This window comes from Bradyrhizobium sp. Ken01, assembly GCF_055807355.1.
In genome coordinates, this window is the sequence record NZ_JBVVPC010000051.1 from 14,866 (window position 1) to 35,858 (window position 20,993).

A 20,993-nucleotide genomic window follows, 5' to 3' on the forward strand; every position below is an offset into this window, starting at 1 on the left:
TTTGTTGGTCAGAGAGTTGCCCGCGCTCAATGCGAGAACGGGTAGAGTTTCCAATACGCCTTGATCTGTCGCCAGCGATGGGCGAGCCCGTCCGGCTCGAACATCAGGAACGCGATGATGATCACCCCGATCGCGATCTCGCGCAGGAAGGTGATGTTGTTGTTGAGCGACAGCGCCTTGTCGATCGCGCCGCCCTTCAGCGTCACGCTGAGGAACTCCATCGTCTCGGGCAGCAGCACCACGAACGCGGTGCCCATCAGCGTGCCCATGATCGAACCGGTGCCGCCGATAATGATCATGGCGAGGAACAGGATCGAGCGTTCGATGCCGAAACCTTCTTGCGACACCACGAGCTGGTAGTGCGCATAGAGCGCGCCGGCGATGCCAGCGAAGAAGGCGGCGAGCCCAAATGACAACGTGCGATACTTGGTGAGATTGATGCCCATGATCTCCGCGGAGAGATAATGGTCGCGGATCGCCACCAGCGCGCGGCCGTCGCGGGTGCGCATCAAATTGGTGACGAGGACGTAGCTTGCAACTACGTAGGCGAGTACGACGTAGAAATATTGCCTGTCGCCGCGCAGGGTGTAGCCGAAGATCGAGAACGGATTGGCGCTGGCCGGCACCGAGCCGCCGGTGAACCACTCCGCGCGGGAGAAGAAGTCGAGCAGGATATATTGCGCGGCGAGCGTGGCGATCACGAGGTAGAGCCCCTTCAGCCGCGCCGCCGGGATGCCGAAGATCAGCCCGACCAGCGCAGTGACGACGCCCGCGAGGGGGATCGCGAAGAACACCGGGATCGATGTGCCGTTGGAGATGTAGGCAGACGTGAAGGCGCCGAGCAGGAAGAACGCGGCATGGCCAATCGAAATCTGGCCGGTGAAGCCAACCAGAATGTTGAGGCCAAGCGCGGCGATCGAGAAGATGCCGATCTGGATCAGGATGCTGAGCCAATAGCCGCCAAGGAATTGCGGCACGAGGCAGAGCAGTACTACGCCGGTGATCGCAAAATTGCGGCTGGTCGTGGTCGGAAAGATCGTGGTGTCGGCCGCGTAAGAGGTGCGGAAATCACCAGCAGGGATGAGCGCGGGACCGGCCATGTATCAGATCCGTTCGATGTCGTGGGTGCCGAACAGGCCGTAGGGCTTGATCATCAGCACGATGATGAGGACGTAGAACGGCGCGATCTCGTAGAGATTGCCCCAGTGCAAGTATTCGCTGTCGACATATTGCGCGATGTTCTCGAGTAATCCGATGATGATGCCGCCGAGCACGGCGCCGCCGACGGAATCGAGCCCGCCGAGGATCGCCGCCGGAAACACTTTTATGCCGTAAGCGGCAAGGCCCGAGGATACGCCGTTCACGACCGCAACGACGACGCCCGCCACCGCCGAGACCGTTGCGGAGATCGCCCAAGCCATCGCGAACACGCTTTTCACGGAAATGCCGAGCGATTGCGCGACCTGCTGGTTGAACGCGGTGGCGCGCATCGCAAGCCCGTATTTTGAGGCGCGGAAGAACCAGGCCATGCCGATCATCATCGCGATCGAGACGACGAGGCTCATGACGTAGACGGTCTGGATCTGAAGCCCGAACAGGCTGACGGACTGGCTCTCGAACACGCGCGGGAATGGCTGCGGATTGACGCCGAACATCCATTTAAGCGTCGCCTGCAGCACGGTGGACAGGCCGATCGTCACCATGATGACCGAGATGATGGGTTCGCCGATCATCGGCCGCAGGATCAGGACCTGCACCGCGATGCCGAACACGAACATGAACACCAACGTCATAGGCATGCCGATCCAGAACGGCACCTGGTATTTCGCGAGCAAGGTCCAGCACACCCAGGCGCCGACAAGCAAGAGCTCGCCCTGCGCGAAATTGACGACCTGCGTGGCCTTGTAGATCAGCACGAACGACATCGCGACCACGCCATAGAGGGTGCCGACGACGAGGCCGTTGACCAGGAGCTGGATCAGGAAGGCGGTGTTCATGTGATATGCTGTCCTCCGCCTCTCCCCGCTTGCGGGGAGAGGCCGACGCGCGTTACGCGCGGCGGGTGAGGGGGAGCCTCCGCATGCGCGGTGCCAATGAGTCCAAGACCGGGCGCGCAAGAAGCCTGCGGGCCGCGTTGACGGACGCGGAAGGAAAACTCTGGCATCGACTGCGCGCCCCTAGGCTGAACGGTTACAAATTCGTCCGGCAGGAGCCGATCGGGCCGTACACCGTCGACTTCATTTGCCGCGAAGCTCGCCTGGTCATTGAAGTGGATGGTGGTCAACACGCCGACAGTGCGCACGACGCAGCGCGGGATAAATGGCTGATCGACCGCAACTATCGGATCCTGCGCTTCTGGAATAACGACGTTTCGAGCAATTTGGTCGGCGTTCTCGAAACGATCGTCACCGCCCTCGCGGAGGCTCCCCCTCACCCGGATCGCTGACGCGCTCCGGCCTCTCCCCGCACGCGGGGAGAGGCGAAGGGCAGCACCGTTTGCGACGGTAGACTGGCTCACTCCGCGGCCTCCGCCATGTGCCCGTGCCCGCTCAGGTCCACGACCCTCAGCGTTGTTCGTACGCGCTGTGTGGTGCCGTCCTGGAACCGGATCACGGTGTCCACGGGGATGTCGGCCTGGCCGCGGTAGATCGCGTCGATGATGCCTTCGTATTTCTCGTTGATGACGCTGCGGCGCACTTTCCGCGTACGGGTGAGCTCGCCGTCGTCGGCGTCGAGCTCCTTGTAGAGCAACAGGAAGCGCGAGATGCGCTGTGCCGGCGGCAGAGTCGCGTTGACGGTATCGACTTCCTTCTTGAGCAGCGCATAAACCTCGGGTCGCGAGGCCAGGTCGCTGTAGGTCGTAAACGAGAGCCGGTTCTTCTCCGCCCATTTCGAGATGATGGAGTAGCGGATGCAGATCATTGCGGCGAGCGCGTCGCGCCCCGAGCCCAGCACCACGGCTTCGGCGATATAGGGTGAGAACTTCAGCTTGTTCTCGATGAATTGGGGCGAGAAGCGCTCGCCGCGCGAGGTCTCGGCGAGGTCTTTGATGCGGTCGATCACCACGAGCTGCTTGTCGTCGTTGAAATAGCCGGCATCGCCCGATAGCATCCAGCCGTCCTTGATGTCGGCGACGCTCGCCTCCGGGTTCTTGTAATAGCCGAGGAACATGTGGGGATGCCGCACCACGATCTCGCCGACACCGTGAACGTCGGCATTGTCGATGCGGATTTCGATGCTGTCGGCCATCGGCACGCCCGTGGTGTCGGGATCGACCTTGCCCGCGGGATGCAGCGTGTAGGCCCCCAGCAGCTCGGTCTGGCCGTAGAGCGTGCGCAGGGGCACGCCCATGGCCTGGAAGAACTTGAATGTCTCGGGCCCGAGTGCCGCGCCGCCGGTTGCGGCTGAACGCAGCCGGGTGAATCCGAGGCGGTCGCGCAATGCACGGAACAGGATCGCGTCGGCAAAGCCGGAACGCTCGCCCTGTCGGAGCGCGGCAAGCCCGCTCTTCATGCCGATGTCGAACAGGCGCTGCTTGAACGGCGTTGCGTCCATCACCCTGGCGCGAACGTCGGCGGCGATCGATTCCCAAACGCGCGGCGCAAATAGGATGAACGTCGGTGCGATCTCGCGCAGATCGTTCATCATGGTCTCGGGCTCTTCGACGAAGTTGATCTTCATCCGGCACAAGAGGCCTTTGCCGAGTACATAGACCTGTTCCATGATCCAGGGCAGCGGCAGCACCGACACGTACTCGTCGTCCGGCCCTTTCGGGTCGAAAGCGAGGTAGGTCGCGCAATGGCCGAGCACGCGACCGGCGGCGAGCATTGCGAGCTTTGGATGCGAGGTGGTGCCTGACGTCGTGCAGAGGATTGCGACGTCCTCGCCCTTGGTCGCGTCCACCAGCCGGTCGTAAAGCTCCGGTTCGCGCGTAGCCCGCGCCCGGCCGAGTTCGGCAAACGTCTCCGCCGACATCAAGCGCGGATCATCGTATTTCCGCATCCCGCGTGGATCGGAATAGATGATGTGCTTCAGCTTTGGGACGCGGTCGGCGAGGGTGAGCAGCTTGTCGACCTGCTCCTCGTCCTCGGCAAAGACGAGCTGCGCTTCGCCATAGTTGAGGAGATACGAAGCTTCTTCGTCGAGCACGTCGCGATAGAGCCCGAGGCTCAATCCGCCGATCGCGTGGGTTGCGATTTCCGCCGCGACCCAGTCCGGCCGGTTGTCGCCGATGATGCCTATAACGTCTTGACGCCCAAGGCCCAGTTCGATGAGGCCGAGCGCGAAATCGCGCACCCGCGTCTGGTAGGCGTTCCAGGTGAACGGGCGCCATAGCCCGAGATCTTTTTCTCGGAGCGCGATCTCGTTGCCGTGCTCCTTCGCATTCAGCCGAAGCATTTTGGGATAGGTATTGGCCTGCGCGACGCGGCCTGCGTAATCCATCATGCCGCGCTCTCCTGCGCCGGCGGAGCATCGTCAGGATCGACCAGCACCTCGTCCTCTTCGCCGAGATAGGCGCGCCTGACGTGGGGATCGGCGAGCACGGCGGCCGGATCGCCCTCGGCGATCTTGCGGCCGAAATCCAGCACCATGACGCGGTGGGAGATGTCCATCACCACGCCCATATCGTGCTCGATCATCACCACGGTCATGCCGAACTCCTCGTTGAGATCGACGATGTAGCGGGCCATATCCTCCTTCTCCTCGAAGTTCATGCCGGCCATCGGCTCGTCGAGGAGAATGAGGCGCGGCTCCAGTGCCATGGCGCGAGCGAGCTCGACGCGCTTGCGCAAGCCGTAGGAGAGGGTGCCGGCCGGCGCCTTTCGTACCGACTGGAGATCGAGGAAATCGATGATTTCTTCCACCTTGCGGCGGTGCTCGAGCTCTTCCTTGCGCGCGCCGGTGAGCCAGTACAGAGAGCCCGTGAGAAAATTGTTCTTCAGGAGGTGATGGCGGCCGACCATGACGTTGTCGAGCACGCTCATGTGGTGGAACAGCGCCAGGTTCTGGAAGGTGCGGCCGATGCCGAGCGAAGCGCGCGCGTTGGGCGTCAGGCCGGTGATGTCGCGGCCCTGGTAGAACAGCTGGCCTTCGGTCGGCTTGTAGCGGCCGGAAATACAGTTCACGATCGAGGTCTTGCCGGCGCCGTTGGGGCCGATGATCGAGAACAGCTCGCCTTCCCTGATGGCGAAGCCGACATCGCTCAGCGCACGAACGCCGCCGAATCGCAAGGACACGCCGCGCACTTCAAGACTGGTAGCCACCAAACAGATCCCTCCCGGTGATGGCGCATTCAGTGGCGCTCTTTCCGTTCCTGTCGTGCGATCCTAGTACGACCGTGCCGGTGAGGCCATGCAGCAGATGGTCTCGACCGGAGCCGCACCACTCTCGTTCCCGCTTGGGATCAAAAGCCGCATCGCCCGAGGTGGTCCTCAATAGGGGAAAGCGCTATTTTGAAATGTCTCCCGCCTGACAATTCTGCGACAAAGTTTTCGGGTGGAAGCAACCTCCGTCTTTCGTCGGATGGTAGCCGAAACGGTCATGCTGCATTGCAGCAGAACAGGAGTGACGAACGGTGCGGCTGGCTTCGGGATCATGATTTCAGAGGATCAACTGAAGCGCGTCGCTGCCTGGTCGCGCGAGCTCACGCAAGCGGAGATCGCGGTCGCTCGTGGCGGGATCACGGAGCGGTCCTACGGCACCGGCGAGACCGTCTTCATGCGCGGCGATACGTTCGACTATTGGGCCGGCATGGTCTTCGGCCTTGCCCGGATGGGCGGAGTCTCGCGCGACGGCAAGGAGACGAGTCTTGCCGGGCTGACGGCAGGGGCCTGGTTCGGCGAGGGCAGCGTGCTCAAGAACGAGCCGCGCCGTTATGACGTGGTCGCGCTGCGCAACAGCCGCGTCGCACTGATGGAGCGCAGCGCCTTCATGTGGCTGTTCGAGAACAGCGTCGGCTTCAACCGCTTCCTGGTGCGCCAGCTCAACGAGCGGCTCGGCCAGTTCATCGGCATGCTCGAAGTCAACCGCACGCTGGATGCGACCGCGCGGCTTGCACGCAGCATCGCCTCGCTGTTCAATCCGATCCTCTATCCGGAATCCACCGCGCATCTGGAGATCACCCAGGAAGAGATCGGCGCGCTTTCCGGCATGTCCCGCCAGAATGCCAACCGTGCGCTGAACCGGCTGGAGAAAGAGGGGCTGCTGCGGCTCGAATATGGCGGCGTCACCATCCTCGATATCGAGCGGTTGCGGGGTTACGGGGACTAGAGTTCCTCGTTCGTCATCGCGTATTGGCGGGGGCGTGCACCGGCCAGAGGTCCGCGCGCCAGCGCACCGCGATCGCCATCATTGCGATGAACCCCGATACGGCATAGAGCGACCCCGTCGCGGAATAACCGATGATGTCGATCAAGCTGCCGGCCGCGAGCAATCCGAGCGGCAGGCCGTAGATCACCATCATACGCACGCCCATGACGCGGCCACGAAGGTGTGCGCTGGCCGTCCGCATCAGGATCACGGCAGCTGATATCATCGACATGCTCTGGGCGATGCCGGCGAGCACGAGGCAGGCCATCGCCACTGGCATGGTCCTGATCTCGACGAACACCAGCAGCATGGCGTACCAGGCCAGCGTCGCGCCGATCAGGAGCCGGGCAATGCGCAATCCGCTGACGAGGCTGAGTGTGATGGAGCCGATCAGCGAGCCGACGGCGAAGCTCGCCGAGAGATAACCGAGGCCGGTCTGGTCGGTATGAAAGATCTCCCGCGCGATGTAGGGCAGCAATCCGCCGGTGAAGGGAAATGCGGTCAGATTGGCCAGGAAGGCGACGCACAGCGCCGCGCGCATTCCCGGTCCATTCCAGGCGTAGACGATCCCTTCCTTCAAATCGCCCAGCAATCTCGAAACAGCGCGGCTGTCTGCCGGAAGATGAGTCGTGACAATGGTCCTTTTTGGCCGGGTCAGGCACAGCATGAGCAGCGCGGCCGCGAGATAGAGGCAGACGATCACCACGTAAACGAGGCCAATGCCGAGGACGGCGAACAGCCCGGCACCGGTCAACGCGCCGGCGATGCGCGCGCTATCCTGGGTCGTGCGCGCAACGCTGATGGCGCCCACCAGTTGCTCGGTCGGCATGATCTCGGCAAGCAGCGCGCCGCGAACGCCGAGGTCAGAGGGGCGAATCAGGCCCATGATCGCGACGATGATCATGACGCTTGGCGGTGTCAGGTGACCGGTCAGTGCCAGAGTCATGATGGTCGAAGCGAGCACCATATAGGCAAGACGCATCGCGACCAGGAGATCGCGATGACCCACGCGGTCGCCGATCATCCCGAACACCGGCGCCACCAACGTCCCGACGAACTGGAGCGACGCAAGCACGGTGAGCAGCAGCACCGAGCCGGTCTCGACCATGATGTACCAGCCGAGCACCAGCGTCTCGATCTCGAATGCCCAGGAGGTGAGCAGATCGGACGGCCACTGGAAGCGATAGTTGCGGATGCGGAATGGCGCGAGCGCGGAAAGACGTATGGTCGTGCTCAACTCTCGACGACGGGTATCACGGCGATTCCCTGCCCTTTGTTATTCGTTTTTCTGCTCGCAGGGTAACCCCGACGATCCCGGTGTCAATCGGCGCTGCCGCATAGTGCCATGCTCGCCGACGAAGCGCGATCAATGCGCAGGAGCTCGCTTCCGCTCCGCCAGCGCCGCCGCCATGGCCGAGATCAAGGGCCGCATGAAATAGGCTTCCTCAGGCGGCGAGACGTCGGTGCGCAGGCCATGCGCGGCGAGCTCGCCCGAGACAGCCGGCCCCACCGAGGCGATCAAGGTGCGCTCGAAACCCGCGCGCAGCTTCGCCTCGCTGCCGTGCGCTCTCGCAGCTTCGATCAGCCGTCGGACCTGGCCGAGATTGGTTAGCGCGATGGAATCGATCCGCCCTTCGGCCATGTCGTCGATGGCGGCGACGATGCTGGCATCCGCCGCCTTGGAATCGTAGGCATAGGGCAGCACGGTATCGACTTCGGCACCTTGCGCCGACAGCGCACCGGTCAGCGCGCTGTGATCCTTCTCGGGATAGAGCTGCAGGCCGAGGCGGTGCCCCTTCAAATCGAGAGTGCCCAGCATCTCGATCACGCCCTCGGTGGTCGGCTTCTCCGTGGTCTGCTGCGCCTCGAGCCCGACTTCGCGCAGTGCCTTGCCGGGTTTCGGGCCACGGGTGAATTTTCGTGATCTGGCAAGCGCCGCCACGAGAGCCTGGTCGAGCCCTCGCGCGATGGCGAGCTTCATGATCCGCCGCAGCCCTTCGCCGGTCATCAACACCAGATCGTCGAAGGGCTTGTCGATGGCGCGGCGGATCCAGGCGTCGACCGGGGCGGGGTCCGGTGCATCCTGGATGGTGAACATCGGGCATTGCACGACCTCGGCGCCTTGCTCGGCCAGCAGCTTCGAAAACTGCGCCTCCTCGCGCGTTTCCAGGATCAGGATGCGGGTGCCGTTCAAGCGGTCGGCCATGAGCCTACTCCGGTCAGTCAAAGCAATGGTGCGTTCATCCTGACTCCACGGTCGGGATTGGCGCAAGGTGGGGTCGGTGATAGAGCAGGCGCAAATCGCGGGGCGTTCCGCAGCCGTTGCCCAAACCTTCATCAAGGCCCATTGTTTCAAACACCATGCCAGATCATCAATATGTCCTGACCCTGTCCTGTCCGGATCGTCCCGGCATCGTCTCGGCGGTGTCGACCTTCCTGGCGAATTCCGGACAGAACATCCTCGACGCCCAACAGTTCGACGACACCGAGACCAACAAGTTCTTCATGCGGGTGGTGTTCACCGCCGCCGATCTCGCGGTGGAGCTGTCGGCGCTCCAGACCGGCTTTACGGCGATCGCCGAGCGTTTCGGCATGGAATGGCAGATGCGCGATCGGGCCGCGCATCGCAAGGTGATGCTGCTGGTGTCGAAGTCCGACCACTGCCTGGTCGACATCCTCTATCGCTGGCGCACCGGCGAGCTGCCGATGACTTTGGCCGCAATCGTCTCCAACCATCCGCGCGAGGTCTATGACGGGCTCGATTTCGGCGGGGTTCCGTTCCACTATCTGCCTGTTACGAGAGAGACCAAGCGCGAGCAGGAGGCGCAGATCCTCGATCTCGTCGCCAAGACCGGGACCGATCTCGTCGTGCTCGCCCGCTATATGCAGATATTGTCCGACGATCTCTCGGCAAATCTGTCGGGACGCTGCATCAACATCCACCACTCGTTCCTGCCGGGTTTCAAGGGCGCAAAACCCTATCACCAGGCTCATGAGCGTGGCGTCAAGCTGATCGGCGCCACCGCGCATTACGTCACGCGCGACCTCGACGAGGGCCCGATCATCGACCAGGACGTCGAGCGCATCAGCCATCGCGACACGCCTGAGGATCTCGTCCGCAAGGGCCGCGACATCGAGCGCCGCGTGCTGGCGCGCGCGATCCGCTACCATCTCAACGACCGCGTCATCCTCAACGGCCGCAAGACCGTGGTGTTCGTGGATTGATTTGTCCCCACCTCTCGCCGCAAGCGGCGAGGGGGCGCGACTTAACGCACCGCAGCGCCGGACGCTGAGCCCGTTGCGCCCTTTTGCGCCTGCTCTTCCTTTTCGCGATCCGCTGCAGGCATCAGCCGCTTGCGCTCGCGCTCCTTCATGAAGGCATCGTATTGCGGCGTGCCCGCCCGCGGCGGGGCGTCCGCCGGCAAGCCGCCGGCCCATTGCGGGACGTAGTCGCCCATGCCGGACGAGAGCTTTTCGTTGACGGTGCCGCAGCCGGACAGACCCGCGGAGAGCGCGAGGAGGATCAGGAGGGAACGGGCGGATCTGGGCATTGTACGGAGGCGAGGTCAGTCGTGTTGGACGCCAGGTTAGGCTGTCGTCGGGAGAGTAGCCTTCAACAAGGTAAAATAGACTTATTCGAGGTAGGTAATTTGATACCGGGTTGTGCCGACCCAGGCCTTGCCGATGTTCAAATTCTGCAAACAAAAGGCGAAATCCTCCATCCACCCGGCTGACAGCGTTTCTAGACTGCGGCAAGAGCTCGCGACAAAAGTGGTTTGATCGGAGATAGGGCTTTTTCGTTGACAGGTCCATTTTGTTTGTACAATCGTACAAAAGATCGCGGCCGCAATCGTGATGCCGGGGTTACCCGGACGTGACCCGATATCGCTTCTGCCGTCGGCAATCGGAAGGCTCGGCTTGCGCCGAATGGTCGCCAAACGTCCGATTGACAATAAGGGCGCGAAAGACGCCATGTGGCGCGCGACATCACGCGTGCGTGAGCTCGACTTAAGGCAAGGACCGGGCACTCGGTCCGGCGCACAAGAGATCAGGAATGAAGGGGAGGGACATCTGATGTTCGAACGCAAACAACTGTCTCGTACGACTGTTTGGGCCGCAGCAGCTACCGCCATCGCGGGCCTGGTGGCCATCGCTCCGGTCAAGGCCGAGGACAGCGTCAAGGTCGGCCTGATCCTGCCGATGACCGGCGGCCAGGCCTCGACCGGCAAGCAGATCGAGAACGCGATCAAGCTCTACATGCAGCAGAAGGGCGACACCGTCGCCGGCAAGAAAATCGAGATCATCCTCAAGGACGATGCTGCGATTCCCGACAAGACCAAGACCGCCGCGCAGGAGCTGATCGTCAACGACAAGGTCCATTTCATTGCGGGTTTCGGCGTGACGCCGGCCGCGCTCGCTGCGGCGCCGCTGGCCACGCAAGCCAAGATTCCGGAAGTCGTGATGGCAGCCGGCACCTCCATCATCACCGAGCGCTCGCCCTATATCGTGCGCACCAGCTTTACGCTGGCGCAGTCCTCCACCATCATCGCCGACTGGGCGGTGAAAAACGGCATCAAGAAGGTGGCGACCCTGACTTCGGACTACGCGCCGGGCAATGACGCGCTCAACTTCTTCAAGCAGAACTTCACCGCCGGTGGCGGCGAGGTGGTCGAAGAGGTGAAGACGCCGCTTGCCAATCCCGATTTCGCACCGTTCCTCCAGCGTATGAAGGATGCCAAGCCTGACGCGATCTTCGTGTTCGTGCCGGCCGGCCAGGGCGGTAACTTCATGAAGCAGTATGCCGAACGCGGACTCGACAAGGCCGGCATCAAGGTGATCGGACCGGGCGACGTGACTGACGACGACCTCCTCAACAACATGGGCGACGCCGTGCTGGGCACGGTCACCGCGCACCTCTATTCGGCGGCGCATCCCTCGCAGATGAACAAGGATTTCGTCGCGGCCTACAAGAAGGCGTACGGAAACCGGCCGGGCTTCATGGCGGTGAGCGGCTATGACGGCATTCACCTGATCTACGAAGCGTTGAAGAAGACCAATGGCGACACCGACGGCACCAAGCTGGTCGAAGCCATGAAGGGCCAGAAGTGGGAGAGCCCGCGCGGGCCGATCTCGATCGACCCCGAGACGCGCGACATCGTGCAGAACATCTACATCCGGAAGGTCGAGAAGGTTGACGGCGAGCTCTACAACGTCGAGTTCGCGACCTTCGAGGCCGTCAAGGATCTCGGCAAGACCAAGAAATAAGGTCGTGTCGTTTGCGCGGCGCGTGCCCCGAACTCGCTGCACCTCTCCCGCTTGCGGGAGAGGTCGGCGCAAAGCGCCGGGTGAGGGCTCTCTCCACATTGGGAGCGTTCATTGCGGAGGCACCCCCACCCCAGCCCTCCCCCGCAAGCGGGAGAGGGAGCGCAGCATGGCCCTCGGTTACACTTGAGATGATTATCGACCCTCGATGACCTCAATCCTCACCAACCTGTTCGATGGCGTTGCCTACGGCATGCTGCTGTTCGTGCTGGCTTGCGGGCTCGCGGTCACGCTCGGCTTGATGAACTTCGTCAACCTCGCCCATGGCGCCTTCGCCATGGCCGGCGGCTATGTCTGCATGGTGCTGGTCAACCGGATGGGCTGGCCATTCTTCGCTGCATTGCCGCTTGCCTTCGTCTCCTCTGCTGCGATCGGCATCGTCCTCGAGCGCACGTTGTACCGACACCTCTATGCGCGCGGCCATCTCGATCAGGTGCTGTTCACGATCGGCCTGACTTTCATGTCGGTCGCGGCGGTCGATTACATCCAGGGCTCGTCGCGGGTCTTCATCAACTTGCCGACCGCGCTCCAGGGCCAGTTCGACGTGTTCGGCGTCGGCATCGGCCGCTACCGGCTGATGATCATCGTGATCTGCGGGCTGCTCACCATTGCGCTCCAGATGGTGCTGGCGAAGACGCGGTTCGGCAGCCGCCTGCGCGCCGCGGTCGACGATCCCCGCGCCGCGAGCGGCCTTGGCATCAACGTCCCGCAGGTGTTCGCCTTCACATTTGCCTTTGGCTGCGGCCTGGCCGGTCTCGGCGGCGCGCTGAGCGCCGAGATCCTCGGCCTCGACCCGTACTTTCCGCTGAAGTTCATGATCTACTTCCTGATCGTGGTCACCGTCGGCGGCTCGTCCTCGATCACCGGCCCGTTTCTGGCGTCGCTGCTGCTCGGCATCGGCGACGTCGCCGGCAAATATTACGTCCCGAAGATGGGACCTTTCGTGATCTACACCATGATGATCGTGATCCTGATCTGGCGCCCGAACGGTCTGTTCGGCCGCACGGCCGCGCGTTGAGTTCCCCGATGAGCGCCTCCTCCGACGTCGGCTATCACGCCCAGCGCCAGGCACGCTGGCACTATGGCGAGGCCGCTTTCTGGCTGATCGTGCTGGCCTGCGGCTTCGTATTTCCTACGCGCTACCTGATCATGACGGATATCCTGCGGCTCGCGCTGTTTGCGATGTCGCTCGATCTGATCCTCGGCTACGCCGGCATCGTCTCGCTCGGCCATGCCGCCTTCTTCGGCGTCGGCGCTTACGCCGCCGGGCTTCTTGCGCTGCACGGGATCATCAATGAGCCCGTGCTTGCGCTTGTCGTCGCCGGCCTTGTCGCGATGGTGCTCGGCTTCGCCACCAGCTTCCTCGTGATCCGCGGCGTCGATCTGACGCGGCTGATGGTGACGCTCGGCATCGCGTTGCTGCTTGAGGCATTGGCCGAACGTTTCTCCAACATCACCGGTGGCACCGACGGTCTGCAGGGTATCGAGATGCAGCCGATCTTCGGCGAGATCCCATTCGACATGTTCGGCAAGACCGGGTTCTTCTATTCGCTCGCCGTTCTGTTTCTGTTGTTCCTGTTCGCTCGCCGCGTCGTGCACTCGCCGTTCGGTCTGTCATTGCGGGCGATCAAGAACAACCCGCTCCGCGCGGCCGCCATCGGCATCCCCGTCAACCGCCGCCTGATTGCGATCTACACGCTCGCGGCATTTTATGCCGGCATCGCAGGCGCGCTGTTCACCCAGACCACCGCGATCGCCTCGCTCGACGTGTTCTCCTTCGAGCGCTCGGCGGACCTGATGCTGGTGCTCGTGATCGGCGGCACCGGCTATCTCTATGGCGGGCTGATTGGCGCGGTGCTATTTCGTATGCTCCAGGAATTGTTCTCGACCATCACCCCGCAATATTGGCAGTTCTGGATAGGCCTCGTGCTGGTCGTGATCGTCCTGGTCGGCCGCCAGCGCCTGCATCGCTGGATGCTGTATTTGCCCAATCTGGTCATCAAGCAGATAGCCGGGCGCAAGGCCGTCGTCGCCGTGCCGGAGAGCGACGCATGACCATCGCGCTCGAAACCCAAAATCTCGAAAAGCAATTCGGCGGTCTGCGTGTCACCCGCGACTTGTCGCTAAAGATCGAACAAGGTGCCCGCCACGCGTTGATCGGCCCGAACGGCGCCGGCAAGACCACGGTCATCAACCAGCTCACCGGCGTGCTCAAGCCGAACTCGGGCCGTATCCTGCTCGAAGGCCAGGACATCACCGATCTGCCCGTGCACACGCGCGTGTTGCGCGGCCTGTCGCGCACCTTCCAGATCAACCAGCTCTATCCCGACCTGACCCCGCTCGAAACCATCGGTCTCGCTGTCTCCGAGCGCCTCGGCCATGGCGGCGACTGGTGGCGGCGGATGGGCACGCGCAGCGACGTCAACGGCGAGATCGCCGACCTCCTGACGCGCTTCCACCTGCTCGATGCGATGAACGAACAGACGGTGACGCTGCCTTATGGCAAGCAGCGCCTGCTCGAGATCGCGGTGGCGATCGCCGCCAAGCCGCGCGTGCTGCTGCTGGACGAGCCCGCCGCCGGCGTGCCCGAGAGCGAGCGCCACGACATCCTCGCCGTCGTAGGCAGCCTGCCGCGCGACGTGACCGTGCTGCTGATCGAGCACGACATGGACCTCGTGTTCTCCTTCGCCGACCGCATCTCCGTCCTGGTCTCCGGCGCCCTGCTCACCGAAGGCCCGCCCGAGCAGGTCGCGCGCGACGCGCAGGTCAAGGCGGTCTATCTCGGCGAGGAGGCGGTCAATGTCTGACCTGCTCGCGATCGACTCGCTTCGCGCCGGCTACGGCGAAGCCGTGGTGCTGCCGAACATGTCGCTGCGTCTTGCCGAAGGCCAGGTGCTGGCGCTGTTGGGGCGCAACGGCACCGGCAAGACCACGCTGATCAACTCGATCGTCGGCGTCACCCGGCGCTTCTCCGGCACTGTCGGGCTGGCCGGTACCGACGTCACCACCTTGCGGCCCGACCAGCGGGCCCGCGCCGGGATCGGCTGGGTGCCGCAGGAGCGCAACATCTTCCGCTCGCTCACGGTGGAGGAGAACATGTCCGCAGTGGCCCAGCCCGGTCCCTGGACCGTCGAGAGGGTCTACGAGATGTTCCCGCGGCTGAAGGAGCGGCGGAGCAATTTTGGCAACCAGCTCTCCGGCGGTGAGCAGCAGATGCTGGCAATCGGCCGCGCGCTGACCCTCAATCCGAAAGTGCTCCTCCTGGACGAGCCGACCGAGGGCCTTGCCCCCATTATCGTCGACGAGCTCTTGAAGGCGATCGGGACCATCACGCGGGCCGGCGGCATCTGCTCGATCATCGTCGAGCAGAATGCCCAAAAGATTCTGGGGCTGGCAGACCGTGTTGTGATATTGGAGCGCGGAACGATCGTCCACGACGCCCCGAGCGCCGCGCTGAAGGCCGACCCGTCGGTCCTCGAGCGCCACCTCGGCGTTGCAGGGGCGGCGGCCCACTAAAAAATTCACGGGAGTTTAAGAATGCAGCGAACCAAAGCCCCCTTCCGCGCCGACGAGGTCGGCAGCCTCCTGCGTCCCGCCAAGATCAAGGAAGCCCGCGCCAGGCTGGAGAAGGGCGAGATCTCGGCCGACGATCTGCGCAAGATCGAGGACATGGAGATCGAGAAGGTCGTGCATAAGCAGGCCTCGCTCGGCCTGAAGCTCGCAACCGACGGCGAATTCCGCCGCTCTTGGTGGCATTTCGATTTCCTGGCCAAGCTCACCGGCTGCGAAATGTTCCACCCCGACACCGGCATCCAGTTCGCGGGCGTCGAGACCCGGCACGACGCGGTGCGCGTGATCGGCAAACTCGATTTCCCCGATGACCACCCGATGCTGGATCACTTCCGCTTCCTGAAGAAGGTCGCCGACCAGGCCCACGTCACCGCCAAGATGACGATTCCGTCGCCGGCGGTGCTGCACTTCCGTGGCGGCCGCAAGGCGATCTCCAAGGACGTCTATCCCGATCTCGACGCCTTCTACGAAGATCTCGGCAAGACCTACCGCAAGGCCGTGAAGGCGTTCTATGACGCCGGCTGCCGCTATCTCCAGTTCGACGACACCGTGTGGGCCTATCTCTGCTCGCCGGACGAATTGCAGAAGGCACGCGAGCGCGGCGACAATCCCGAGGGTCTCCAGCAGATCTATGCGCGCGTCATCAACTACGCGCTGGCCGAGAAGCCCGCCGACATGGTGGTGACGACGCATGTCTGCCGCGGAAATTTCCGTTCGACCTGGATTTCTTCAGGCGGCTACGAGCCGGTTGCCGAGACCATGCTCGCCGGCACCAATTACGACGGCTATTTCCTCGAATACGACAGCGACCGTGCCGGTGGCTTCGAGCCGCTGCGCTTCCTGCCCAAGGGCAATAAGGTCGTCGTGGTCGGCGTCATCACCTCGAAGTTCGGTGAGCTCGAGAACAAGGACGCGATCAAGCGCCGTCTCGAGGAAGCCGCCAAGTTCGCCCCGCTGGAGCAACTCGCACTCTCCCCGCAGTGCGGTTTCGCCTCGACGGAAGAGGGCAACGTTCTCTCCGAAGAGGAGCAGTGGGCCAAGCTCAGCCTCGCCGTGGAGATCGCGAAGGAAGTGTGGGGCAATTGAGCCTCTTTGCTCCGCTGTCATTCCCCGCGCAGGCGGGGAATCCAGTACGCCGCAGCTTTTCCGCATCTCTCGCTATCTCGGATTACTGGATCGCCCGGTCAAGCCGGGCGATGACACCGAACGAGTGGCGGGTGGCACCGCGCCCCTGACAAGCGGGGCGCAAACGACGCTCTCACTTCTCCGCCAGATAAACTTCGCCCAGCAGCGACGAGTTCGACCACGGCACCTGCTTGTTCTTCGTGGTCGACACCACCTCAGCCCGCACACGTGTCAGCATCTGCTGCACTTCCAGGCCGGGCGTGCCGAGATGGCGGGAGAGCGCGGCGGAGAACGGCGAGTTGGCACCTTCGCCGTCGAGCGCGACCTGGCCCGGCGCAGTGGCGAACGCGATCAGCGTGCCGGCGCCGAGCGTCGCGCCGGATCCCAGGCTCGTTGGCGCCGCGAGGCCCGAGGCAGCTTCGATGGCGCGGTTGGTGCCGGCCGATGCGACCTGCTGTGCCATCGGATTATTGCGACAGGCATCGAAGATCAAAATGTTGGTGCGGACCTGGTCGTCGAGGCCGGCCATGATCGTGTCCATGTCGATCATCGCGTCCGTCATCCTCGCGCCCGGCTTGAGTTCGACGTCCACGGGAATGAGATAGTTGCGGCCGTCGACCTGCACACCGTGGCCGGCATAGTAGACCACCACGACCTGCGCCCGCGCCGCCTCCCGCAAGAAGTCACGCGTCATTCTTTGCATCGCCGCGCGGTCGAGATCGACGCCTTCCGACACGGTGAAGCCGATATCGCGCAGGCTCTTCGCGACGGCGCGCGCGTCATTGGGAGGATTGGGCAGCGCCTTGACATGCGCATAGGCGCCGTTGCCGATGATCAGCGCCATGCGCGTGCCGCGCGCGGCCGGAGCAGGCGAGGGGAGCGGCGCGGCACCGGTCTGCTGGGGAACCGCTGTCTTTGCCGGCTCGGTCGTCGGTGACGGCGCATCGCGCGGGATCGGTGCGCTTGCGTCGGTGATCAGCGACAGCCGCACCTTTGCGGTGGCTTGATTGGCCTTGCTGCCGGCATCGGACGCCGCGATCGCCAGCGTAGCCTTGTAGTCGTCGCTCGCGTGCGCGTAATCGCCTTTCGCCTCATAGGCCAGCGCGCGATGGGTGTAGCCCGAGATCAGCACGCTGTTCGGCGGCGTCATGATGTTGACGGGCGGCTTGTCCTTCGCGAGCCGAATCGCTTCACTGCCGTCGGCAATCGCGCGATCGTAATCGCCTCTGACACGCCAGATCGCGGTCCGGTTGATCAGCGGCTGCGGCAGTGTCGGGTCGAGCCGGATCGCCTGGTTGATGTCGGTCAGCGCGCCGTCGAGATCGCCAAGTGCCTCCTTCGCGATACCGCGGTTCTGGAACGAGAACGCCGATTTTGGATTTGCCTTGATCGACATGTCGTAGTCGGCGATCGCCTTGGCGTAATCGCCTTTGCCGCGCCAGGCATTGCCGCGATTGTGGAAGATGATACCGCTCGGCGGGCCCAGCTTCAGCGCGTCGTCGAAATCGGCGACCGCGATCTCGTAGTCGCCTTTGTCGTAATACGCCGAGCCGCGCAGGTTGTAGACGGCCTGGCTCGGATGGAGCCGGACCGCTTCCGTGGCGTCAGTGATGACCTTGGCGTAATCGCCCTTCTTATTCCAGCCCACCGCGCGCCAGAAGTAGACCGTCGCGAGCTGCTCGCCTTTGAACACCCTCAGCGCGATGATCTTGCTGCAGGCGTCGATCATCTGGTCTGCCGGCGTGGTGTCGGTGGTGCAGAGCGGCCCAAGCTGGTTGCGCGCCTGCGCAAAAGCGGGCGCCGACCACAGGGTTGCGGCGAGCAGGCAGAGCGCGACGAGCAGGCGACGCATTGGCGGTGGTCCCGTAGAGGAGAGGCGTCTGTTTGTTGCCCGGCAGGGGAAGGTGGTTCACGGCCTCGCTGTTGTGCACATGGCAAACGGGGGCGGCTCTATCCCTATTCCCTTGGTGGGCAGATTTTGTTAGGAGGCATTACCCAACCTTTCTGCCCACTGCGTCCCACTTCATGAAGAATGACGAAATCCTGAGCCAAATCACCGAGTTCTGCCGTAAGGCGGACATGGCGGAGTCGACGTTCGGCCGGCGCGCGGTGAACGATGGGAAGCTCGTGCACCGCCTGCGCGAGGGCAAGCGCATCACGATCGACACCCTGGACCGGATTCAGGCCTACATGGCCGCATCGATGGCCGGCGGCGTGCCTCCGCCCCGGGGGCTTCAGGTGCCGCCGGAAAAGCGCGATCCGCGCGGCAATTTCCGCTTTTTCGAGAATCGCCAGAAATACCTGCTGTTCGTCCACACTTGCAGTGAGAAGCGGGTGGTCGCCGAGCGCGTGGCCCTGGAGCTTGCCAGCATCCATCCCCGGCCGCCGGCGCTGCGCGTGTTCGATGCCGGCGTTGGCGACGGCACGGTGCTGGCGCGCGTGCTGCGCTCGATGCATCAGCGCTTTCCGCACATGCCGTTCTACGTCGCCGGCAAGGAGCTCAGTCTTGAGGACCTCCGCCTGACGCTGGACAAGGTGCCGGATCGCATTTTCGAGCATCCGGCCTCGGTGTTCGTTTTTACCAACATGCTCTACGCGGAGGCGCCCTGGCTCACGCCGGCATCGCCCGCGGCGGCCGCCGCGACCGTTTGGCATGAGGTTCCCCTGCGGGGGGCTTCCTCGGGCGAGTTCGAGACGCAGATCGCGGAGTTGAAGCCGTTTTTGGAGCAGAACTGGCGCGCGGCGGTCAGCCCGCGCACGGGAATGCCGCTCTATGAGCGGCCTGTCGTGCTGGTGCTCTACCGTGAAGACCAGCGGTTTCTGCTCGATTCGACCATTCCACGGCCGGGCCAGGCCGAGGCCAATTTCGACCTCGTTATTGCATCCCAGCCATACCGCGCGCTGTCCTCGGTCAATTTTAGGGCAAAACGGATCATTGCGCCCCTGGCGCGGGCTTTGCGGGCAGGCGGCCGCCTGATCGGTATTCACTCCCACGGCCAAGATCCGGGCATGGAGATGATCCAGGCGATCTGGCCCGGAGAAAATCCTTTCTCGGTGAGCCGTCATGAGCTATTGCGCGCGGTGAAGTACGAGCTCGGCTCGGTGGGCCGCGACCTAAATTTTAATGCTTACGCAGATAACCGCTCGATCTTCAGGTATGATATGGAAGCGCTGCCCAACGAGGTGACGGGCACTATCGGAACCTCGACGGCCTTTGCAGCCTGGAATGCGGCGGTGTATGTGGCTCAGATTGAGGACGACCGGTTGACGGAAATGACTCAAAACGGCCGCACTCTGGATGCCGCCAGGGACGTGCTGCGAAAGTACAATGGGCTCTGGTTTCTCGACGAATCCTACGTCATCTCGCGCCGGCGTGATTGACATCATTCAAAGCTAAATATCGCAACGCCCGCCAGCTAGCGGCGGAACAAGGGGTTACTGATGCGCGCGTCCTATCTCTTCACCAGCGAGTCCGTGTCCGAAGGCCATCCGGACAAGGTGTGCGACCGGATCTCCGACGAGATCGTCGATCTGTTCTACCGCGAAGGACCGAAAGCAGGCATCGATCCCTGGCAAATCCGTGCCGCCTGCGAAACGCTCGCGACCACCAACAAGGTCGTGATCGCCGGTGAGACCCGCGGTCCCGCATCCGTCACCAACGAGCAGATCGAAGGTGTCGTGCGCGCCGCGATCAAGGACATCGGTTACGAGCAGGAAGGTTTCCACTGGCAGAAGGCCGACATCGAGATCCTGCTGCATCCGCAGTCCGCCGACATCGCGCAGGGCGTCGATGCGCTGCAGCCGGGCGAAGTCAAGGAAGAGGGCGCGGGCGACCAGGGCATCATGTTCGGCTACGCCACCAATGAGACGCCGGATCTGATGCCGGCGCCGATCTTCTACGCCCACAAGATCCTGCGCCTTATCTCCGAAGCACGCCACTCCGGCCGTGAGAAGGTGCTGGGCCCGGACTCCAAGAGCCAGGTCACGGTGCAGTACGAGAACGGCAAGCCGGTCGGCGTGCGCGAGATCGTGGTGTCGCACCAGCATCTGGTCGAGGACATCTCGTCCAAGCAGATTCGCGACATCGTCGAGCCCTATGTGCGCGAGGCGCTGCCGAAGGAGTGGATTACGGCGAAGACCATCTGGCACATCAACCCGACCGGCAAGTTCTACATCGGCGGTCCTGATGGCGACACCGGCCTGACCGGCCGCAAGATCATCGTCGACACCTATGGTGGCGCGGCCCCGCACGGCGGCGGTGCGTTCTCCGGCAAGGATCCGACCAAGGTCGACCGCTCGGCCGCCTATGCGGCACGCTACGTGGCCAAGAACATCGTCGCGGCCGGTCTTGCGGATCGCTGCACGCTGCAGCTCGCCTACGCCATCGGCGTGGCGCGTCCGCTGTCGATCTACATCGACACCCACGGCACCGGCAAGGTGTCGGAGGCTGAGCTCGAGAAGGCCGCCGCCAAGGCGATGGATCTCACCCCGCGTGGTATCCGCAGCCATCTCGATCTCAACCGCCCGATCTACGCGCGCACCTCCGCCTACGGCCATTTCGGCCGTACCCCCGACAACGAGGGCGGCTTCTCCTGGGAGAAGACCGATCTCGTCGAAGCGCTCAAGCGCGCGGTCTGATCGCCGACGTCATTTCCGGGGCGCCGCGA

General features: G+C 63.4%; 19 protein-coding genes. 11 read left to right on the forward strand and 8 right to left on the reverse strand.

The genetic code is table 11. From position 1 onward, the window contains the following. Window positions 1-26 precede the first annotated feature (26 nt). Together AC0L3S_RS32945 and AC0L3S_RS32950 are read right to left on the reverse strand one after the other, a co-directional pair. Window positions 27-1,100, reverse strand: coding sequence for a branched-chain amino acid ABC transporter permease (locus AC0L3S_RS32945; RefSeq protein ID WP_473283875.1), 1,074 nt, complete (start codon window positions 1,098-1,100; stop codon window positions 27-29). Window positions 1,101-1,103: 3 nt separating this feature from the next. After that, window positions 1,104-1,997, reverse strand: a complete 894-nt coding sequence (locus AC0L3S_RS32950; protein ID WP_007612526.1) for a branched-chain amino acid ABC transporter permease — start codon at window positions 1,995-1,997, stop codon at window positions 1,104-1,106. 83 nt (window positions 1,998-2,080) lie between these two features. Here AC0L3S_RS32950 and AC0L3S_RS32955 point away from each other — a divergent pair, with 83 nt between their 5' ends. Further along, a complete protein-coding gene (locus AC0L3S_RS32955) occupies window positions 2,081-2,446 on the forward strand; it encodes an endonuclease domain-containing protein (RefSeq protein ID WP_473283879.1) in 366 nt (121 codons plus the stop codon). A gap of 68 nt (window positions 2,447-2,514) precedes the next feature. Here AC0L3S_RS32955 and AC0L3S_RS32960 read toward each other — a convergent pair whose 3' ends face one another. Then, the gene (locus tag AC0L3S_RS32960) at window positions 2,515-4,446 is read right to left on the reverse strand and encodes an AMP-binding protein (protein WP_473283882.1); all 1,932 of its coding nucleotides are present in this window, start codon (window positions 4,444-4,446) and stop codon (window positions 2,515-2,517) included. Then, entirely contained in the window at window positions 4,443-5,264 is an 822-nt protein-coding gene (locus AC0L3S_RS32965) for an ABC transporter ATP-binding protein (RefSeq protein ID WP_473283885.1), read from the reverse strand. The genes AC0L3S_RS32960 and AC0L3S_RS32965 overlap by 4 nt, the downstream gene beginning before the upstream one ends. A 331-nt stretch (window positions 5,265-5,595) precedes the next feature. Between AC0L3S_RS32965 and AC0L3S_RS32970 the strand changes: the two genes are divergently transcribed. Next, a complete protein-coding gene (locus AC0L3S_RS32970) occupies window positions 5,596-6,270 on the forward strand; it encodes a Crp/Fnr family transcriptional regulator (protein ID WP_035975127.1) in 675 nt (224 codons plus the stop codon). A gap of 13 nt (window positions 6,271-6,283) precedes the next feature. On the opposite strand, the gene AC0L3S_RS32975 is transcribed toward AC0L3S_RS32970, so the two are convergent. Beyond that, window positions 6,284-7,546, reverse strand: coding sequence for an MFS transporter (locus AC0L3S_RS32975; protein WP_473283888.1), 1,263 nt, complete (start codon window positions 7,544-7,546; stop codon window positions 6,284-6,286). Window positions 7,547-7,675: 129 nt separating this feature from the next. After that, entirely contained in the window at window positions 7,676-8,515 is an 840-nt protein-coding gene (locus AC0L3S_RS32980) for a uroporphyrinogen-III synthase (protein WP_473283891.1), read from the reverse strand. A gap of 155 nt (window positions 8,516-8,670) precedes the next feature. Between AC0L3S_RS32980 and purU the strand changes: the two genes are divergently transcribed. Next, window positions 8,671-9,534, forward strand: a complete 864-nt coding sequence (purU, locus tag AC0L3S_RS32985; protein WP_456769068.1) for a formyltetrahydrofolate deformylase — start codon at window positions 8,671-8,673, stop codon at window positions 9,532-9,534. Between the two features lie 41 nt (window positions 9,535-9,575). Here the strand turns inward: purU and AC0L3S_RS32990 are convergent, their stop codons facing one another. Beyond that, window positions 9,576-9,860, reverse strand: coding sequence for a hypothetical protein (locus tag AC0L3S_RS32990; RefSeq protein WP_247290188.1), 285 nt, complete (start codon window positions 9,858-9,860; stop codon window positions 9,576-9,578). 523 nt (window positions 9,861-10,383) lie between these two features. Between AC0L3S_RS32990 and AC0L3S_RS32995 the strand changes: the two genes are divergently transcribed. The 6 genes from AC0L3S_RS32995 to AC0L3S_RS33020 all read left to right on the forward strand — a co-directional run bounded on the left by AC0L3S_RS32995 (window position 10,384) and on the right by AC0L3S_RS33020 (window position 16,287). Continuing rightward, a complete protein-coding gene (locus AC0L3S_RS32995) occupies window positions 10,384-11,574 on the forward strand; it encodes an ABC transporter substrate-binding protein (protein WP_473283893.1) in 1,191 nt (396 codons plus the stop codon). Window positions 11,575-11,779: 205 nt separating this feature from the next. Continuing rightward, window positions 11,780-12,649 carry a branched-chain amino acid ABC transporter permease gene (locus AC0L3S_RS33000; RefSeq protein WP_473262030.1) on the forward strand — a complete coding sequence of 290 codons (870 nt, stop codon included), beginning with the start codon at window positions 11,780-11,782 and terminating at the stop codon, window positions 12,647-12,649. Window positions 12,650-12,657: 8 nt separating this feature from the next. Then, window positions 12,658-13,686, forward strand: a complete 1,029-nt coding sequence (locus AC0L3S_RS33005; protein ID WP_473262032.1) for a branched-chain amino acid ABC transporter permease — start codon at window positions 12,658-12,660, stop codon at window positions 13,684-13,686. Then, window positions 13,683-14,438, forward strand: a complete 756-nt coding sequence (locus AC0L3S_RS33010) for an ABC transporter ATP-binding protein (protein ID WP_473283895.1) — start codon at window positions 13,683-13,685, stop codon at window positions 14,436-14,438. The genes AC0L3S_RS33005 and AC0L3S_RS33010 overlap by 4 nt, the downstream gene beginning before the upstream one ends. Beyond that, the gene (locus AC0L3S_RS33015; protein ID WP_473283897.1) at window positions 14,431-15,147 is read left to right on the forward strand and encodes an ABC transporter ATP-binding protein; all 717 of its coding nucleotides are present in this window, start codon (window positions 14,431-14,433) and stop codon (window positions 15,145-15,147) included. Before AC0L3S_RS33010 ends, AC0L3S_RS33015 begins: the two co-directional genes overlap by 8 nt. A gap of 21 nt (window positions 15,148-15,168) precedes the next feature. Then, the gene (locus AC0L3S_RS33020; protein ID WP_275169917.1) at window positions 15,169-16,287 is read left to right on the forward strand and encodes a cobalamin-independent methionine synthase II family protein; all 1,119 of its coding nucleotides are present in this window, start codon (window positions 15,169-15,171) and stop codon (window positions 16,285-16,287) included. A 172-nt stretch (window positions 16,288-16,459) separates the two neighbouring features. Here AC0L3S_RS33020 and AC0L3S_RS33025 read toward each other — a convergent pair whose 3' ends face one another. Beyond that, on the reverse strand, window positions 16,460-18,178 hold the full coding sequence (locus AC0L3S_RS33025; RefSeq protein WP_473283899.1) for a caspase family protein: 1,719 nt from the start codon (window positions 18,176-18,178) through the stop codon (window positions 16,460-16,462). A gap of 173 nt (window positions 18,179-18,351) precedes the next feature. Here AC0L3S_RS33025 and AC0L3S_RS33030 point away from each other — a divergent pair, with 173 nt between their 5' ends. Both AC0L3S_RS33030 and metK read left to right on the forward strand, forming a co-directional pair. Further along, window positions 18,352-19,707 (forward strand): hypothetical protein, encoded by a 1,356-nt coding sequence (locus AC0L3S_RS33030; protein ID WP_018457294.1) that lies wholly within the window; start codon window positions 18,352-18,354, stop codon window positions 19,705-19,707. 60 nt (window positions 19,708-19,767) lie between these two features. Next, entirely contained in the window at window positions 19,768-20,964 is a 1,197-nt protein-coding gene (gene metK, locus AC0L3S_RS33035) for a methionine adenosyltransferase (protein WP_027519009.1), read from the forward strand. The last annotated feature ends 29 nt before the right edge of the window (window positions 20,965-20,993 follow it).

Coding starts and splice junctions, on each gene's coding strand:
- metK (WP_027519009.1), top strand. CDS start 19,768: ATGCGCGCGTCCTATCTCTTCACCAGCGAGTCCGTGTCCGAAGGCCAT.
- AC0L3S_RS33015 (WP_473283897.1), top strand. CDS start 14,431: ATGTCTGACCTGCTCGCGATCGACTCGCTTCGCGCCGGCTACGGCGAA.
- AC0L3S_RS33010 (WP_473283895.1), top strand. CDS start 13,683: ATGACCATCGCGCTCGAAACCCAAAATCTCGAAAAGCAATTCGGCGGT.
- AC0L3S_RS32960 (WP_473283882.1), bottom strand. CDS start 4,446: ATGATGGATTACGCAGGCCGCGTCGCGCAGGCCAATACCTATCCCAAA.
- AC0L3S_RS33030 (WP_018457294.1), top strand. CDS start 18,352: ATGAAGAATGACGAAATCCTGAGCCAAATCACCGAGTTCTGCCGTAAG.
- AC0L3S_RS32990 (WP_247290188.1), bottom strand. CDS start 9,860: ATGCCCAGATCCGCCCGTTCCCTCCTGATCCTCCTCGCGCTCTCCGCG.
- purU (WP_456769068.1), top strand. CDS start 8,671: ATGCCAGATCATCAATATGTCCTGACCCTGTCCTGTCCGGATCGTCCC.
- AC0L3S_RS32970 (WP_035975127.1), top strand. CDS start 5,596: ATGATTTCAGAGGATCAACTGAAGCGCGTCGCTGCCTGGTCGCGCGAG.
- AC0L3S_RS32950 (WP_007612526.1), bottom strand. CDS start 1,997: ATGAACACCGCCTTCCTGATCCAGCTCCTGGTCAACGGCCTCGTCGTC.
- AC0L3S_RS32955 (WP_473283879.1), top strand. CDS start 2,081: ATGCGCGGTGCCAATGAGTCCAAGACCGGGCGCGCAAGAAGCCTGCGG.
- AC0L3S_RS32980 (WP_473283891.1), bottom strand. CDS start 8,515: ATGGCCGACCGCTTGAACGGCACCCGCATCCTGATCCTGGAAACGCGC.
- AC0L3S_RS32945 (WP_473283875.1), bottom strand. CDS start 1,100: ATGGCCGGTCCCGCGCTCATCCCTGCTGGTGATTTCCGCACCTCTTAC.
- AC0L3S_RS33000 (WP_473262030.1), top strand. CDS start 11,780: ATGACCTCAATCCTCACCAACCTGTTCGATGGCGTTGCCTACGGCATG.
- AC0L3S_RS32995 (WP_473283893.1), top strand. CDS start 10,384: ATGTTCGAACGCAAACAACTGTCTCGTACGACTGTTTGGGCCGCAGCA.
- AC0L3S_RS33005 (WP_473262032.1), top strand. CDS start 12,658: ATGAGCGCCTCCTCCGACGTCGGCTATCACGCCCAGCGCCAGGCACGC.
- AC0L3S_RS33020 (WP_275169917.1), top strand. CDS start 15,169: ATGCAGCGAACCAAAGCCCCCTTCCGCGCCGACGAGGTCGGCAGCCTC.
- AC0L3S_RS33025 (WP_473283899.1), bottom strand. CDS start 18,178: ATGCGTCGCCTGCTCGTCGCGCTCTGCCTGCTCGCCGCAACCCTGTGG.